Annotated in this window: 14 protein-coding genes and 1 riboswitch; all 14 genes read left to right on the top strand. The window is 29.5% G+C overall.

From position 1 onward, the window contains the following. The first annotated feature begins 18 nt into the window (after window positions 1-18). Complete coding sequence (locus FDN13_RS03610; protein ID WP_168190065.1) at window positions 19-1,932, top strand: BglG family transcription antiterminator; 1,914 nt, start codon at window positions 19-21, stop codon at window positions 1,930-1,932. Next, the gene (locus tag FDN13_RS03605) at window positions 1,929-2,402 is read left to right on the top strand and encodes a PTS sugar transporter subunit IIA (protein ID WP_138978946.1); all 474 of its coding nucleotides are present in this window, start codon (window positions 1,929-1,931) and stop codon (window positions 2,400-2,402) included. Before FDN13_RS03610 ends, FDN13_RS03605 begins: the two co-directional genes overlap by 4 nt. A gap of 18 nt (window positions 2,403-2,420) precedes the next feature. Beyond that, window positions 2,421-2,735, top strand: coding sequence for a PTS fructose transporter subunit IIB (locus tag FDN13_RS03600; protein WP_138978945.1), 315 nt, complete (start codon window positions 2,421-2,423; stop codon window positions 2,733-2,735). 114 nt (window positions 2,736-2,849) lie between these two features. Continuing rightward, window positions 2,850-4,034, top strand: a complete 1,185-nt coding sequence (locus FDN13_RS03595) for a PTS fructose transporter subunit IIC (protein ID WP_138978944.1) — start codon at window positions 2,850-2,852, stop codon at window positions 4,032-4,034. A gap of 62 nt (window positions 4,035-4,096) precedes the next feature. Continuing rightward, window positions 4,097-5,167 (top strand): M24 family metallopeptidase, encoded by a 1,071-nt coding sequence (locus tag FDN13_RS03590; protein WP_138978943.1) that lies wholly within the window; start codon window positions 4,097-4,099, stop codon window positions 5,165-5,167. 4 nt (window positions 5,168-5,171) lie between these two features. Continuing rightward, complete coding sequence (locus FDN13_RS03585; protein ID WP_138978942.1) at window positions 5,172-6,368, top strand: MalY/PatB family protein; 1,197 nt, start codon at window positions 5,172-5,174, stop codon at window positions 6,366-6,368. Between the two features lie 338 nt (window positions 6,369-6,706). Then, a riboswitch (Fluoride riboswitch) is annotated at window positions 6,707-6,780 on the top strand. Window positions 6,781-6,849: 69 nt separating this feature from the next. Then, on the top strand, window positions 6,850-8,538 hold the full coding sequence (locus FDN13_RS03580) for a dynamin family protein (protein ID WP_168190064.1): 1,689 nt from the start codon (window positions 6,850-6,852) through the stop codon (window positions 8,536-8,538). A gap of 72 nt (window positions 8,539-8,610) precedes the next feature. Then, entirely contained in the window at window positions 8,611-9,669 is a 1,059-nt protein-coding gene (locus FDN13_RS03575) for a tetratricopeptide repeat protein (RefSeq protein WP_138978940.1), read from the top strand. A gap of 209 nt (window positions 9,670-9,878) precedes the next feature. Continuing rightward, entirely contained in the window at window positions 9,879-10,856 is a 978-nt protein-coding gene (locus FDN13_RS14310; protein WP_207670905.1) for a BglG family transcription antiterminator, read from the top strand. Window positions 10,857-10,907: 51 nt separating this feature from the next. Next, on the top strand, window positions 10,908-11,276 hold the full coding sequence (locus tag FDN13_RS14305; protein WP_207670937.1) for a PRD domain-containing protein: 369 nt from the start codon (window positions 10,908-10,910) through the stop codon (window positions 11,274-11,276). Next, complete coding sequence (locus FDN13_RS14350) at window positions 11,237-11,962, top strand: PTS sugar transporter subunit IIA (protein ID WP_243120258.1); 726 nt, start codon at window positions 11,237-11,239, stop codon at window positions 11,960-11,962. Before FDN13_RS14305 ends, FDN13_RS14350 begins: the two co-directional genes overlap by 40 nt. 38 nt (window positions 11,963-12,000) lie before the next feature. Beyond that, window positions 12,001-12,636: a ketohydroxyglutarate aldolase gene (locus FDN13_RS03565; protein ID WP_138978939.1), complete on the top strand. Its 636-nt coding sequence runs from the start codon at window positions 12,001-12,003 to the stop codon at window positions 12,634-12,636. Between the two features lie 331 nt (window positions 12,637-12,967). Further along, complete coding sequence (locus FDN13_RS03560) at window positions 12,968-13,546, top strand: 2-oxoacid:acceptor oxidoreductase family protein (RefSeq protein WP_138978938.1); 579 nt, start codon at window positions 12,968-12,970, stop codon at window positions 13,544-13,546. Beyond that, window positions 13,539-13,841 carry a 4Fe-4S binding protein gene (locus tag FDN13_RS03555; RefSeq protein WP_138978937.1) on the top strand — a complete coding sequence of 101 codons (303 nt, stop codon included), beginning with the start codon at window positions 13,539-13,541 and terminating at the stop codon, window positions 13,839-13,841. The genes FDN13_RS03560 and FDN13_RS03555 overlap by 8 nt, the downstream gene beginning before the upstream one ends. Window positions 13,842-13,843 lie beyond the last annotated feature (2 nt).

Below are 13,843 nucleotides of genomic sequence, written 5' to 3'. Positions count from 1 at the left end.
AATAGGATGGTGAGTGAGGTGTTAACAAAAAAGCATTATTTAATAATAAAATACCTCAGCAATAAGGATGCCTGTCTAACTTCGGCAGAGATGGCACAAAAGATAGGAATGTCGACAAGAACAGTAAAAAGATATATAAATGATATTAACTATGAACTTAAAAAAATGGGGGTTGAAATTATAGCCTTAAAGGGTATAGGTTATAAGCTGACCGGTGCACCTAAAGTTTTACAGGGCGTTTTAAAAGAAGCATTAAGAGTAATTGATGGATTTGATATCGATGATTCGATTGAAGGCAGAGTAGAAAATGCAATAAACCTTTTAATTAATAATGATACTTTAAGTGTTGATGAGATGGCAGAAAAACTTAATTTAAGTACTTCAAGTTTTAATAAAATGACTTCAAAAATAAAAGAGTGTATAAAAAAATATAATCTGACAATTACCTCAAAGCCTCATTATGGAACTTATATTGATGGAGAGGAGTTGAATATTAGAGCTCTTATACTCGATTATTGTATAAAAGCAGACAATAATAATAATCTTAAGGTTTATCTCTCTAATGTAACTAAAGAAGACATTCAAACTATAGAAAAAATAATATCCATTTATCTTAAGGAAAACAATATAGTTGTTGCTGATAAAGACTTTAATAATTTGTTGTCGAGGATTATTGTATCTTTATCGAGGATAAGAAAAAATAAAACTGTTGAAAACTTATCACTTATTAATAATTACAGGCATCACAATTACTCAGCCATTCACAGTATTATGAGTCAAGTTGAAAAGGCTTTGGATGTTGTGTTTAGTGAAAATGAATATTATTATGTTTCTTTTTATTCAGGTTTTATGATATATAATTATAGCATGAGAAATCTTCAGGATACTGACTTGCAAGATGAAGAAATATTCAACTTTGTAAAAGCAATCCTTGAGGAGATAAAAATAATAACTGGCAATGAATTTGACCAGGATACAAAACTTATAAAAGCGATGACAATACATATTAAAATAGCAATTAACAGAGCAAGGGCAGGAGTTCAGGTTAAAAATCCTCTGCTTCAGCAGATAAAATCTAATTATCCAGTCGAAATGAACTTTGCAATGTTTGCTGCAAAGAAGATATACGATTATTATGGCATAGAGCTTGATGAAGATGAAATAGGATTTATAGCGATGCATTTCGGAGCTGCTCAGGAAAGAATTAAAACAAACATGACAAAAAAGATATGTATAGTATGTCAATATGGAATCGGTACTGCGCAGCTTCTATCTGAAAAAATAAAAAACCAAATTAAATATGTAGAAGTTATAGGCGTGTATCCAGCAAGATATTTAGATGTTGCATTAAAACAAAACGTAGATTATATAGTTTCAACAGTTGAGATTGAAGATTACAAATCAAACATACCTATTATCAGCGTTGATAATGTTCTATCAGATTCTTCTATTAAAAAAATTGGAGACATTATAACTTTGGATATTAGTAAAAAGAAACTTTTGTTTGAAATGTTTAACAGGAAAGCCTTTTATAGATTAAAAGCTACATCCAAAGAAGAAGTTATAAATTTTATGGGAAGTATGATGAAGCAGGAAGGTTTAATTGATTCTAATGTGGTTGAATCAATATTAGAGAGGGAAAAGATGTCATCGACTGATATTGGCAATTTAGTTGCTATTCCGCATACTGCAATAAACGGGGTTCACAAATCGGTAATTGGAGTTGCAATTCTTGATAAACCAATTCTATGGGATGTGGATGAGGTTCAAATAATTTTTATGATATGCTTTAATCTTGCAGATAGGAAGAACCTTCACATATTTAAAAATATATACAGTTTAATAGATAATGTTGACTTTGTTAAATCCATGATTAAATCAAAGGATTTTGATGAATTCATTCAGCTTTTAAGTGAAGGGAGAGAGTTATGATAAATTCTGATTTAATATTCAAAATCGATAATATAAGATTGGATGCTGATATAAAAGATAAGCTTGAAGCTCTAAAGTATGTTTCAAAAGTTGCAAAAGAGGCTCAGCTTACTGATGATGAAGAGGAAACCTTAAAAGGACTATTACAAAGAGAAAACGAATTTTCTACAGGACTTGGGGATAGTATAGCAATACCCCACACTAAATGGAAAAGTATAAAGGAAGCAGGAGTAATAATAATTAAACCAAAGATTCCTATAGAATGGAATGCATTAGATGGACAACCAGTTTCAATAATAATAGCACTATTAACTCCTTATGATAACAGTGGTAATGTTCATCTTAAACTTCTTGCCAGCCTTTCAAGAAGTCTAATTGATGAGAGCTTTAAGAAAAAGATAATAGAAACAGATAAAAAAGAGGAAATATTTAATTTGGTTAAAGAAGCTTTAACAGCTTTTAATAATTAATAAATTGGAGGTGTTAAGATGGGTAAAAAATTAGTAGCATTGTGTGCATGCCCTATGGGGTTAGCTCATACTTTCATGGCTGCACAATCATTAGAAAAGGCAGCAAAGGAGCTTGGCTATGAAGTTAAAATTGAAACTCAAGGGGCAGATGGAATCCAAAACGAATTGACTTTAAAGGACATAAAGGAGGCAGATATTATTATCCATGCAGTAGCTGTAACTCCCCTTGATCCCGACAGATTTGAAGGGTGTGACGTTCATGAAATTACACTTCAGCAGGCAATTAAAAATGCAAAGAGCATAATTCAGGAAATAGAAGAGAGCATGAAATAAAAAAGTACCCTCCACAAAAAATTATTGGAAGGTACTAAAATAAATAACCACATAAAGTATAATAACTTATTTTTAAATAATTAACAATATTTAAATAAAAAAGGGGGAAATTATATGGAGAAGCAGACATCAAAAGGTTCAAAGGCTTGGAAAGAATTTAATAAGCATGTAATGACAGGCATTTCATATATGATTCCAGTACTTATCATGGGAGGACTTATAGGGGCATTTTCACAGATGATACCTTATGTATTTTTAAAGATTGATCCATCTACTTCTATTGTAGATGCGGTTAATTCAGGGAATTTTTCAGGTGCAAGCCTTGCCTTCTTAAAGCTTTCACATATAATGGAAAGTTTTGGATTTACATTATTTAGTTTTGCTATACCTATGTTTGCAGCTTTTACAGCAAATTCTATTGGAGGAAAAACTGCACTTGCGGCAGGATTTATAGGAGGTTATGTTGCTAATAAGCCAATAGCTCTTCTCACACTAAATGAAGGGAAGTGGGCTCCAAAGGCTCCGGTTGCATCAGGATTCCTTGGAGCAATAATTATAGCTTTTATGGTTGGTTATTTTGTAAAGTGGCTGAATAAAAAGATACAGCTTCCACACAACTGGCTTGCATTTAAAGCAACATTTTTAATTCCTCTTCTTGCAGCATTATTTACAATGGTAGCAATGGTGTTTGTTGTAACTCCATTTGGAGGATGGGTAAATACATTAATAAAATCAGGACTTCAGGCTGCGGGTAAGGCTGGACAAATAGTTTATTCAATAGTTCTTGCAGCAGCAACAGCTTTTGACCTTGGAGGCCCAGTTAATAAAGCAGCTGGATTTGTGGCCCTTGGATTTACTACAGAAAAGATTCTTCCAATAACAGCAAGATGTATTGCGATAGTTACTCCATCCTTTGGACTTGGTTTATCAACTTTAATAGACAGAAAGCTTGTAAGAAGAAGAGTTTATGATAAACAATTTTATGAAGCAGGAAAAACAGCAATATTCCTTGCATTCATGGGTATTTCTGAAGGTTCTATACCTTTTGCCCTTGAAAGACCAGCCTTTGTAATTCCTTTATATGTAGTAGGTTCAGTATTTGGTGCCCTCGTAGCTGTTGTTCTTGGAGCAGTTCAGTGGTTCCCAGAATCTGCAATATGGGCTTGGCCATTGGTATCTAAACTTGGAATATATATACTAGGTTTAATAGTAGGTGCTGTATTTATTGCAGTTATAAACGTATTATACAGAAATAAACTTATAAATGAAGGAAAACTTGTTGTTGATGGAGATGAATAATATAGTGTTAATGCAGGATTGAATATCAATCCTGCATTAACATTAATAAGGAAGGTAATATTATGGAAAGATTAAATAAAATAAGGGAAATAATGAAAGAAAATTTTTTAGATGCGTTTTTAATAAATTCTCCCTATAATAAATTCTATTTGGCAAATCTATATAGCAACTCAGGATATCTTCTTATAACAAGAAACAATCAATATGCTCTTGTGGATTCACGATATTATGTTCAGGTAAAAGAAAATGCAAAGGAGTTTAGCGTTATTGAAATTTCAAAGGAAAGAACTATTTTTAACCTCTTAAATGAGATTGCTAAAAAAGAAAGTATAAAAATAATAGGATTTGAAGGAGATAATCTTACTTATGATAATTATATGAAGTTGGCTGAGCATGTTAAAGTAGTATTTTTAAGCATTTCTTTAGATAGCCTAAGAGTGATAAAAACTTCGGAAGAAATTGAAAAAATAAGAACAGCTGCTCAAATAGCCGATAAAGCGTATAAACACATACTGTCTTTTGTAAAAGAAGGAATGACTGAAAAGCAGGTTGAAAGAGAACTTGTAAGATATATTAAAGAATGTAACGGAGATAAAGAATCTTTTGATATAATTGTAGCTTCAGGAGAAAGGGGTGCTCTTCCCCATGGGAAAGCATCGGATAAAGTTATAAAAAGAGGAGAATTTATAACTATTGATTTTGGCGTAAATTATAATAACTATTGTTCAGATATGACTCGAACCTTTTTGCTTGGAGAAGCTTATAATAAAGAAATGATAAAAATTTATGAGATTGTAAAAAAAGCTCAGTGGAAAGCTGTAAAGAGCGTTAAAGCAGGGATAACTGCCTCGTATCTTGACGGTATAGCAAGGAATATTATCGAAAAAGAAGGATACGGAAAGAATTTTGGCCATAATCTTGGCCATGGAGTAGGCATTTTGGTTCATGAATATCCTGTAATTGGAAAAGGGAATGACATATTTTTGGAGGCAGGAATGATTATTACCATTGAACCTGGAATTTACATAGAGGGGCTTGGAGGAGTTAGAATAGAAGATGATATACTTGTAACTGAGGAAGGTTTTGAAGTTTTAACTAATAGCGATAGAGAACTTATTTCTGTAAAGGGGTGATGTTATGTACAATTTTGATATAAAAACAGATAGAATAAATGAAAGATGTAGAAAATGGGACAAAAAAATAATCAAGGAACATTTTAAATATGTATCAGATGACTTTATTCCATTATGGATTGCGGATATGGATTTTAAAGCCCCTGATAATATACTGAATTCTTTTAAAAAAGCAATCGACAGAGGAGTATTTGGATATACTTATGTTTATGATGAATTTTATGATGCAGTAATAAACTGGAAGAAGGATATGCATGGAGTTGAGATTTATAAAGAATGGATAACTTTAAGTTATGGAACGGTATCTACTCTGCATTATATTGTTCAGGCATTTTGCAATGAAAATGATTTTGTAATAATTAATACTCCAGTATATGAACCCTTTAATGGTGCAGTAGTAAAACAGGGAGTAAGATGCATCTATAATAAATTAAATATTATTGAAAACAGATATTACATAGATTTTGAAGAAATAGAATCTCAGCTTAGAGAATTTAAACCAAAGCTATATTTGCTTTGCTCACCTCACAATCCTTCAGGGAGGATATGGAGCATCGATGAATTAAGAAAAATTGCAATGCTTTGCAAAAAATATAAAACTATTCTTGTTGTTGATGAAGTACATGGAGAGCAGATACATTTTGGAAGATTTTATTCTATTCTTTCCTTGGAGGAGGAATTAATGGATAATATAATATTGCTTTCTTCCCCAAATAAGGCTTTTAATTTGGGAGGGCTTAAAACTTCATATTCTATTATTCCAAATAAAAATATAAGAGAAAGGTTCAGAGAAAGACTTTTTAAAAATTCGATAACTTCACCAAACGTATTTGGAATAATAGGAATAATATCAGCCTATAATGATTGCAAAGACTATCTTAAGGAAGTTACAAAATATATTTATGATAATTATTTATATACTGTAGATTTTATAGATAATAAAATTCCTAAACTCTCCTATATGAAAATGGAGTCTTCATATCTTTTATGGATAAATATTAGTAAAACTGGAATTACATCCACTGAATTTACTAAACTATTATCATCAGAATATGGTGTTTTAGTTGAGGATGGAAATAATTTTGTTTGTGATGGTGAAGGATGGATAAGAATAAACCTTGGGACCCAAAGAGAAAATATTAAAAAGGCTATGGAAAGGATAGAAAAATGTGTTCAAAATTTAGATAAGATTTTTTCATAAGTTAATTTTGATGGCCGATGATTCCGGTCTTTAATTATTATGCCGCCATTATAGGCGATACCTTGGCTATGAAAGTCCCTTATGGGCTTGGTAGAAAGGATTAATAGCTTATAACAAGTGCATTTGCCATAAGGAGGAATATGAAGAAATAGGTGTAAAACTTCTGTTTCAATGAACAAAAGTTATTAAAAAAAAAGATACTCATATAATTCTATAAGATGTAATATACTGGAGAAAAATCAATACATTACAATAACAGTAGTGGTGTTATTAAGGTTATTGAAAAGGTAGTAGGGGAATAACTAGATTGTTGATATTTTATAATATTTTTGTTATAATTTTACATGGGAGATGAAGTTCCTCCTTGGAGAATATTCCTAAATGCTTTATAGCTGATGACTTCTACTTTAGTAGAATTCATTAGCTTTTTTTATTTATAAAAGGATTATATTTTCACTAATATATAGAAAGGAAGGTTGTTGTGGGTATTTCAATATATGATATATTAGATGATTCTATTAAATTATTAGAAGAATCTGATGTTTGTAAAGATCAACTTGAAAAGCTTTTAAAGTTAAGGGAAAAGTTAAAGAATAAAGAGATTATAATATCTGTTGTGGGTCAGTTTAAACGTGGCAAGACAACCTTTATAAATAAGGTTTTAGGAGATGATATACTACCTGTTGCAATTATTCCTATAACATCTGTTGTTACAAGACTTCAGTATAGCCCTACTTCTTGTGCAAAAGTTATTTTTAAAAATGGAGAAGAAAAAGAGGTTCCTTTAGATAATCTTTCTATTTATATTAGTGAACAGGAAAATCCTAACAATCAAAAAGAGGTGGAATATGTTAAAATATTCTATCCAAGCAGTATATTAAAGGAAGGAATAATACTTGTAGATACTCCTGGGGTTGGATCGATTCATAAACATAATACTGATGCTGCTTATTCTTTTATAAAAAACAGCGATGCCATAATTTTTATGCTCTCTGTTGATAGTCCAATAAATGAAATAGAAAGAGAATTTTTGAGTGCGGCAAAAAAGTATGCATCAAAGTTTTATTTTGTAATTAATAAGATAGATGTAATAAATAGCAGTGAACTTGAAACATATTTAAAATATTGTGAAAATGTTATTTGTGAAATAATGAACATTAATTATATTGATTTTTTCCCTATTAGTGCTCAGAAGTTAATAGGGGTTGAAAAATTAATATCAATTATTAAAAGAGATGTAAATCATTCTAAAGATGAAATTATTGTAAATTCAATAAAGATAAAAACAACTGATATATTAAAAACTGTTTTATCAAAGATACAGCTTTATATCAGTGCATTAAAAATGCCTATTGATAGTTTAGAGGAAAAAATAAAAGAGCTATATGATAAGCTAAAAGAATTAGATAGGATAACTGAAGATATTTTTTATCATGCTGAAAAAAATACAGACAACCTTATTCAAAATATTGAGGAATACTTTAAGATAAAGGTAGATAATATGGTAAGTGATATGGAAAAAATATTAAAAGATGAGTATGAAAAGAATAACTTTTTAAGACCAAGAAAATTAGAAGAAAAGTTGAAGTACATTATTGATAGTAGCTTGGTTGAAAAGCTTGAGAGTATGAATGAAGAAGGATTAGAGAAATTAAAAATTGGGTATGAGAATATAATAGAAATGCTTAATAATGACATCAATGATATAAAATCTTATATATCAAAAACAGTATATGATATTTTCAATGTAGAGTACAGCTATGAAAAAAATGATTATATTCTCTCTAATAAAGAGGATTTTTATGTTGAAGTTGATAGCTTTTCAGGTTCATTTTTTATAAATATTAATGATTTTGTTTATATTATGCCAAAATCGTATTCAAATAGGATTATATATCAAAAGTTACTAGATAATATGAAAAGAGCTATTGAGCGAAATAAAAACAATATGCTATACAATTATAGATATAAAATTCAAGAAAGTCTTCGTTCCTTTAAGTTAACATTTACAGAGGACTCATCTAATCTGCAAAGGGATATTCAAAACACTTTAAATAAAGTTATATTAAATAGAGAGGATAAGAATATGGAGGTTGAGAACAAAATAAAAAAATTAAATAGTTTGTGTGAAAATATAGAGGATATTGTTAAAAACTGTTACCCAAGCTAAGTTTAATGCTTGGGATTTTTTAATGTGGCGCCTCCTAGTGTAAAATGTTATAATGTTTAGGAGGTGAAACTAATGGATTTTCTAAGTTATTTAAAGAAGGAACTAGATAATATTTTGTTTTTAGAGATTGATAAGGATATAAAGGTTAAAGATAAAGCTATTCTAAAAAAAGGTGTATATCCTATAATATCTAAAGATATGATATCATTTGCAAGTAAAGGGAAAGAAAACATACCTATTAGTTATTTTATTAAAGGAATGGCTTATGTAATTGCTTGTGATCCAGCTTTTAAATATAACAATGACTATATTAACTGTATGAGAAATGTCCCTCAAGCAAAAAGTTATTTAATAATGGAAATAGAAAATAAAAAGATTAATAATACAAAAGAATCATTAATTCTTACAAAAGCCCTTTGTGAAATTTATCCTAAAAAAGAGTATATTATGAATATGATTTATATTATGATGAGTATGCATGATAAAACAGGTTATAAGTTTTTAGAAGATGAGATAGTATATGAGTTAAAAGAGTTAGCAAAAAATTACCCTGATTATTCCCCACCGTTTTTTTTATTAGGAGAATATTATCTTGACAAGGATATGACAATGTCTAAAATGTATTTTTCAAAGGCTTTAAATGATGATAAGTATAAGTTAAAGGCATTAGACTATTTAGAGAAGATAGATTTAACAGAAGAATATGATAAAGCAGTAGACAAAATTAAAAAAGGTGAAGGTAGTGAAGTAATAAGTATTTTAGAAAGATATTTACAACTATTTCCTCAAAATTTAAATTGTAAATATTACTTTGCTATGGCTCTAAGACAGTCTGGGGATTATGATAGTGCTCTTTCAATATTATTTGAACTTTTAAAGAATGGCGAGTTGCCGGAGATATATAACGAAATTGGTTTGAATTATGCATGTATAAATAGATTTGACAAAGCTATTGAATTCTTTAAAAACTCTTTAAAAATAAAACCTGATAATCCTGATATAATATGTAATATAGGTGTTTGTTATTACTATCTTGATAATTTAGAGGAAGCCAAAAAGGCTTTTGAGCTTTGTTTACGTTTAAATCCTAATGATGGTATAGCAAAACTTTGGATTGAAAAGTGTAATTAATATGAATATAGCCAAAATAAAAATTGCCTATATATTAAATTAGTTATAGGCAATTTTTATTTTGTTTTAATTTTAAGTTCATAATTTGTATTCCATATTACAAACTTTGCACTGAATTTTAATTGAAAATGAAAAGACAATTAATTAGAATTAATTTAATGTACAATTAATGTTTAACTTTTTTTAAATAAAAATGGAGGTTCATTATTATGGATAAGGAACTTGCCTTGATTTTACAGCTGTTATTAGAAAGAACCCTAATAACAACAAAAGAATTAAAGGACATAACAGGTTTATCGATAAGGCAAATCACATATAGAATTAATAAGATTAATGATTTATTAAAATCAAAAAATATAGCACTTATTTCAATAGGATATAATAAGAATATTATTATCCAATCAGAAACAAGGGATGCAATACGTGAGATAATCCATCTATATAATTCTGAAAACAATTATTACCTAAGTAAAGATGAAAGACTTATATTTATGTATTTAAATTTATTTATTAATTTAGATTATTTAGCACTTAACCATTTTATTGATTCGATGAAGGTTAGCAAATCATGTGTACTGATGGATTTAAAGGATTTAACCCAGTTATTATCAAAATTTGATATTAGTATAGAATATAATCGTACTTATGGATATTACTTAACTGGTTCTGAAATGGAAATAAGAAGGCTGATGATAAAAATGGTTATTAATACTTTATCTATAAGCCATGATTGTAAGATTTTTAATTTGTTAATTAATGAATATAAATTGGACAACTTTGAAAAAACAAAGGAAATAATCTTAAATCTTGCGAATAAGCATAATATTAAATTTGTAGAAGATAGATTAGTTGAATTTATATATATTTTTATTTTTTTAAAGGCGAGAATGATTTCAAAAAAGAAGAATGAATCTGAAATGGCTCATATACCAAATATTTCTGTAATAAAGCTTTTGAAAGAATATGAGTTTACCGAGGATTTATTATATAGCTTCGATAACTGCAGAAATATAAAAACCTTTGATGTTGATTATATAAGTGCTTGGATTATAGGCATATCAGTAGGAAATATTAAAGATAAGACAGAGGATTCGTCTATTATTTCTAAAATAGTAACAAGAATAATGACAAGATTTGAATCCTTAAGTGGATTTCATTATATCAATAGAGAGGCTATATTTGAATAGTTATATTCACATTTTAGACCTGCCTATTATAGACTTCTTTTTAAACTACCAATTTATAATCCTCTATGTGAGAAAGTCAAAGAAGAATACAAAGAATTATATAAATTAGTTAGTGAAACAATGAAGCCATTTAGTGAATTGTTTGATCAGGATATACCAGAGGATGAACTTGCATATTTGACAGTACATTTTGGGGCTATTTTGTTTAACGGGAAGGAATCCATAATTCCACCTAAAAAGACAGCACTAATTGTTTGCTCAGGAGGTATTGGAAGTTCTGCAATTTTGTATACTGAGTTAAAAAATTTATTTCCAGAATTAAATTTTTTATATCCTATTGAATTATCTAGATTAAAAACATTAGTGAGCCGGTTGATATTGTGTTTACTTCAAATTATAGTGCTGAACTTATGGAAATAGAACAACCTCTTATAAAAGTTAGTCCTGTTATGACTTTAAAAGAGAAAGCCCAAGTAAAAAGGGAAGTTTATATGCAGCTTGGGAATACCTTTTTTAAATTACCTAAGATAGAAGAAGTTATGGAAATTATAAAAAAATATTCAATTGTAACTTCTGAAAAAATGCTTAGAAATGAATTGCAGTCTTATTTTTCACAAATGGAGAATTATACAGTCAATAGCGATGGAGATATTTTGTTAAGTGATTTAATAAATGAAAATCTAATTCGCTTAAAGGTATCAGCTAAAAATTGGGAGGAAGCTATAAGAAAATCAGCTTCAGCGTTGCTTGAAAATGATAAAATAACTGCAAATTATATTGATGAAATGATAAATACAGCTAAGGAATCAGGCCCATATATTGTAATAACAAAGCATGTTGCCCTTCCACATGCAAGGCCTGAAGCTGGCGCAAAAGAGATTGCTATCGGTATTGCAACATTGGAAAATCCAATTGAATTTGGAAATAAAGATAATGATCCAGTTAAATATATATTTTGCCTTAGTGCTAAAGATCAAAAAACACATCTTGAAGCTATGTCAGAATTAGCAGTACTTTTAGAGGATGAAAATTTTTATAACGTTTTAGATAATTCAAAAACTCCTGAAGAAGTTATGGATTATATCAAGAATATGAACAATAGATAATCAATATTAGTTCATTAATAAACAGGAGGAATTTATAGATGTTTAAAGCTGATATAATTAACAGAATTGAATCAACAGGTGCTATGGCAATTGTGAGGACAGAAACAATAGAAAGAGGAATAGAAATAGCAGAAGGGTGTTTGGCTGGAGGAATAGATGTACTTGAAATAAGTTATACTTTACCTAATGCAGGAGATGTGATTAAAGCTCTTAGTGATAAATTTGGAGATAAGTTATTAGTAGGAGCTGGAACGGTTTTAGATTCAGAAACAGCAAGACTTGCAATTTTATCAGGTGCAAAATTTATTATTGCTCCAAACTTTAGTAAAGATGTTGCAAAAGTATGCAATCGTTACCTCATTCCTTATGCTCCTGGATGTACTACCATTACTGAGATGATTGAGGCGTTAGAGGTTGGAGCTTCTTTTATTAAGGCATTCCCTATTTCAAATTTTTATGGTCCTTCCTTAGTATCAATTATAAAAACACCAATTCCTAATATGCCAATACTTGCCTCTGGAGGAGTTAATCTTGATAATTTAGAGGAATGGCTTAAAAATGGGGTTGATGTGGTGGGTTTTGGAGGACTTTTGACAAAAGGAACAAAAGAAGAAATTGCTGAAAATGCTAAAAAAATAAGAGAAATAATATTAAGTATAAGAAAAAATAAATAATACTTTTGCCCAACCTTTCATAATTCCCCTTTTAGTATGTAATAAAAAATTTACTATAAGGGGAATTATATTGTTGAGAAAAAATATAATAGAAAGGTAACAAATAAAAAACAGTATCAATTTTATTTTTTTTAAAATCTTGAATTTAAAAGAAAAAATGTAGAATTATTGACTTAACATTGCTACTTTGTTACAATCTATTTTAGATGCTGTTATATTTTTGCATTTATTTCATACATAATTTTCCATATAGATTTTTGTATAAATAATTGCTAAATACTTTAGGCATATCCTAAAGTTAATTTTAAGTAGTTGAAGGGAGGAAAAAACAATGGGTAAGCTTGTTGAAATTCGTTGGCACGGTCGTGGTGGACAAGGTGCTAAAACAGCTTCATTGCTTCTTGCTGAAGTAGCATTTAACACTGGAAAGTACATACAGGGTTTTCCAGAATATGGCCCAGAAAGAATGGGTGCTCCAATTACTGCATATAACAGAATTAGTGATGATCCAATTACAATTCATAGCAATATCTATGAACCAGATTATGTAGTAGTTGTTGATGAAACTTTAATTAAATCAGTTCCGGTTACTGCAGGATTAAAGGAAAATGGTGCAGTAATTATTAACACTTCTAAATCTCCAGAAGAGATTAAAAAGGAATTAAATTACAATGGAAAAGTCTACACTATTGATGCAAGAAAGATTTCAGAAGAAACTCTTGGAGCATATTTCCCAAATACTCCGATGCTTGCAGCTGTCGTAAAGATTACAGGCGTAATACCAGTAGAAGTATTTTTAAATGACATAGAAGCATCCTTCAAGCACAAGTTTGCTAACAAGCCACAGGTTGTTCCAAAGAATATGGAAGCAGTTAAGAGAGCACTTGAGGAGGTGAAGGGAAATGAGTAATAGAAAGGTTAATATAACACCAGATACTACTTGGAAAGAAACTACACCAGGTGGAGTTATACTTGATGCAGGTAATGCTGAAGATTTTAAGACAGGTGACTGGAGATCAATGAAACCAGTATGGCATGAAGATAAATGTAAGCATTGCTTACTTTGCTGGGTTGTATGTCCTGACAACTCTATTAAGGTTGAAAATGGAAAGCTTACTGGATTTGATTATGATCACTGCAAAGGTTGCGGAGTTTGCACAAAACAATGTAAATTTGGTGCACTTGATTTTGTTCCAGAAGAATAATG

Origin of the sequence: Caloramator sp. E03 (assembly GCF_006016075.1) — a bacterium.
Taxonomy (GTDB): domain Bacteria; phylum Bacillota; class Clostridia; order Clostridiales; family Caloramatoraceae; genus Caloramator_B.
Note: the sequence above shows the minus strand (reverse complement) of the source record. Positions and strands in the feature narration are given on the sequence as shown.